Below are 3,528 nucleotides of genomic sequence, written 5' to 3'. Positions count from 1 at the left end.
TCCAGTTTATTATTCAATTTCCTCAATTTAATTCCCGTAAGCACTTTTTTGGTATAGAGCGGAAAATCTGCATTGAGCAACCAGCCAAAATATCCGGGTTCATTTTCAAGCACATCTTCTACCTTACTTCCCTTGTGTTTTCCGAAAGCAAAAACTTCTTCACCGTTATTATCATAACCGATAAACCCTGCAAAATCTGCAAAATCTCTGTGCGAACTAAAGTTGGCCAAAAACTTGGTGTTGTTTTCAAGCTCGTCATATTTTTCAACCTGGGCCAGCAACACTTCAAAAGTGGCCAATGTGTCGGCTTCTGCACTGTGCGCATCGGTCAAATCTTTGTCGCAATAAAACTTGTAGGCTGCTTCAAGTGTGCGTTTTTCCATTTTGTGGTAAATGGTTTGCACATCTATGGAAAGGGTGTTTTTCATTTCAAAATCAACTCCTGCGCGCAACAATTCTTCAGCCAAAAGCGGAATGTCAAACCGGTTTGAGTTAAACCCTCCCAGGTCTGAATCTTTAATAATGCCGTAAACTTTTGGCGCCAGTTCTTTAAAGGTCGGTTCGTTTGCCACCATTTCGTCTGTAATGCCATGAATAGCTGAAACTACGGGCGGAATGGGCATTTGGGGATTTACTTTCCAGGTGTGGCTTTCTTTGTTGCCATTTGGAAATATTTTTAAAATTGAAATTTCGACAATCCTGTCTGAGGCGATGTTTGTGCCCGTGGTTTCAAGGTCAAAAAAGCAAATGGGTTTGTCGAGTTTTAAGTTCATTTTTCTGATTTATGGTGCAAAATTAAGATTATTCATTGACTTTAATACCCGAATTTTTAAAAGATTCCCTCTTGAAGTGGTATTCAGTTTATTATACTATTACCTAATATTTTGTCCGTAACAGGACTAAAACACCGGAGGCCTGCCCGCCTGCCTTGCTCCGCCAAAAGGCGGATTCAAGTGACGAAGCGGCAAAAGCAGGGGCTATAAAAAATTGATGGCTCTAAAGTGAATAAAATTGACTGTCATAAAAACTTCAAAAAAGAAGACCTTTTTAAAGGAAAAGACCCGAATATTGAGCATCCGGGCCTTGTAAAAATAAAAGCTTTTGTAAGCGGTTCATATATTTAAATCGTTCGGTTTACATCAAATCCTTCCAGATATTCGGCCACGCGTTTTACAAACTGACCGCCTAATGCTCCATTGACTACTCTGTGGTCATAGGAGTGCGACAAGAACATTTTATATCTAATTCCAATAAAGTCCCCTTCAGGTGTTTCAATTACAGCCGGCACTTTTCTGATGGCTCCCAGTGCTAAAATAGCCACTTGAGGCTGGTTGATGATGGGCGTGCCCATAATGCTTCCAAAGGTACCCACGTTTGTTACGGTATAGGTTCCGTCTTGAGTGTCGTCAGGTTTTAATTTTCCGGTTCGGGCCCTTTCAGCAAGATCATTGACTGACTTGGTCATTCCCAAAAGGTTGAGTTGGTCTGCATTTTTAATAACGGGAACGATTAGGTTTCCATCTGCCAGTGCAGCGGCCATACCCAGGTTGATGTTTTTGCGTTTAATGATTTTATCGCCGTCCACCGAAATATTGATCATCGGGAAGTCTTTGATGGCTTTTGCCACGGCTTCCATAAAAATGGGCGTAAACGTCAGGTTCTCCCCTTCACGTTTAGCAAACTCATTCTTCATTTTATTTCTCCAGTTCCAGATGTTGGTCACATCCACTTCAATAAATGACTGAACGTGAGCAGATGTTTGCACACTATCCACCATATGATGGGCAATGAGTTTGCCCATTCGGGTCATTTCGATAATTTCATCTCCTCCATTTACAGAAACCGGAGCAGCTTTTTGAGTCGGTTGAGACCCAATTACCGGCTGTTGAACAGGAGTTTGGGTTTGAACAACAGGCTGACTTCCGCGGTTTTCCAAATAACTTAATATATCGTTTTTGGTAACCCGTCCATCTTTTCCTGTACCGCTTATGGAGTCAAGTTCGGTTTGAGAAATGCCTTCTTTCTTGGCTATGTTTTTTACCAATGGAGAATAAAATCGCTCTGTACTGCTTTGAACCGGTTGAACGGTTTCTTTGGCAGCGGAAACAGTTTCCTCAACAGCGGCAACGACTTCGGGGGCCGGGGTTTCTGCTTTGGCTTCGGTTTGAACAGGTGTTGCAGTTTCAACTCCGTTTGAAGTTTCAATGATGGCAATGGTTTGACCCACTTGCACCACATCGTCGACCTGAAATAATATTTCGGCAATTATTCCATCTACCTCACTGGGCACTTCAGAATCTACCTTATCTGTTGCAATTTCAAGTACAGCCTCATCTGCTTCAATTTTGTCCCCTACATTTTTCAACCAGTTGGTTATGGTTGCTTCGGCTACACTCTCTCCCATTTTGGGTAATTTCAATTCAAACTTTGCCATAATATATATCAGAAAATACGTTTAGTTATGCGACTGCAAAATTAATTATATTTATGCTTTATACCTAATATCGTGAGACAATTTGATTTTCACAAACCAATCCAACTATTACTCCTTGTTTTTGGCCATATCAAATATTTCACCTTTACTGCTACTGCTGTCGCTACCGAGGATAAAATCTGTATTCACCGGTCTTATCCTAAAAATGTTTTCTTTGTTTTTCAGGAATTCCATAGCACTGAAAATTTTCTCGTAAGAAACATAATTGGCATCAAACACAAAACAAGACTCAAAGATTTTTGAATCGGTTACTGCACTTTTGGCCATCGATTTAAAATTGATTTCGGTAGCTTTACTCAATTTTTGGAGAAAACTGATATTGTCACTTAACAAATAATAGTTTTGACCTTGAAATGCAGGGGTCTTTACTCTTGATGCCCTAAAAATATTAATAAACTTCAACATAGTTACACCGCTAAACACAAGTGCTTTAAATACACCGCCAGATTTAAAGTGCTTTTTGTAAAATATGTGCATAGCGCTATAAAACCGTTTGAGGTAGTTTTTGTCTTTTGTAGTGCTTTCGCCTTTATAGTGCAACATAGTAACGCTGCCTAAGTAGTAATTTTTATAGTTTGCCTTAAGCAGTTTATATGACAGGTCAATGTCTTCGCCATACATAAAGTAGTCTTCGTCAAATCCGCCCACTTTTTTGTAAACATCAGTTTTCAAAAGCATAAAAGCTCCTACCAGTACAGGCACTTCGCCGGTTCCGTCATCAGCCAGTTGTTCTGCGTAATAACTGAATTTTTTGTGACGAATCCCTAAAATTTTATACAGTGAAACTTTGGGTGTGGGAATATTTCTTTTACTTTCGGGCAAGTAGTTTCCGGTACCATCAATCAACCTGATGCCCAAAGCCCCGAATTCATTTTTGCTTTCAGCAAATTCCAGTGTTTTTCTGAAAGTGTCTTTCGCAACAGCGGTATCGGGATTTAGAATACATACATATTCTCCTTTTGCAATGGCAACTCCCTGATTGTTTGCCTTGCTGAAACCCACATTTTCTTTGTTTTCAATGAGTTTGATTTTCG

3 protein-coding genes are annotated in these 3,528 nt (G+C 39.9%); all 3 read right to left on the bottom strand.

The genetic code is table 11. The features are described from left to right. The coding region (locus tag AC6F75_RS11670) for an exonuclease domain-containing protein (RefSeq protein WP_500715191.1) at positions 1 to 773 on the bottom strand (773 nt) is incomplete at its 3' end. A 347-nt stretch (positions 774 to 1,120) separates the two neighbouring features. Beyond that, complete coding sequence (locus tag AC6F75_RS11665; RefSeq protein ID WP_500715190.1) at positions 1,121 to 2,434, bottom strand: 2-oxo acid dehydrogenase subunit E2; 1,314 nt, start codon at positions 2,432 to 2,434, stop codon at positions 1,121 to 1,123. A 108-nt stretch (positions 2,435 to 2,542) separates the two neighbouring features. Next, positions 2,543 to 3,528: glycosyltransferase (locus AC6F75_RS11660; RefSeq protein WP_500715189.1), on the bottom strand; the 986-nt coding region annotated here is incomplete at its 5' end.

Source organism: Planktosalinus sp., assembly GCF_059864935.1.
Note: the sequence above shows the minus strand (reverse complement) of the source record. Positions and strands in the feature narration are given on the sequence as shown.

What these genes read in the sequence shown, in the direction of transcription:
- AC6F75_RS11665 (WP_500715190.1), bottom strand. Translation starts at nt 2,434, where the DNA reads ATGGCAAAGTTTGAATTGAAATTACCCAAAATGGGAGAGAGTGTAGCC.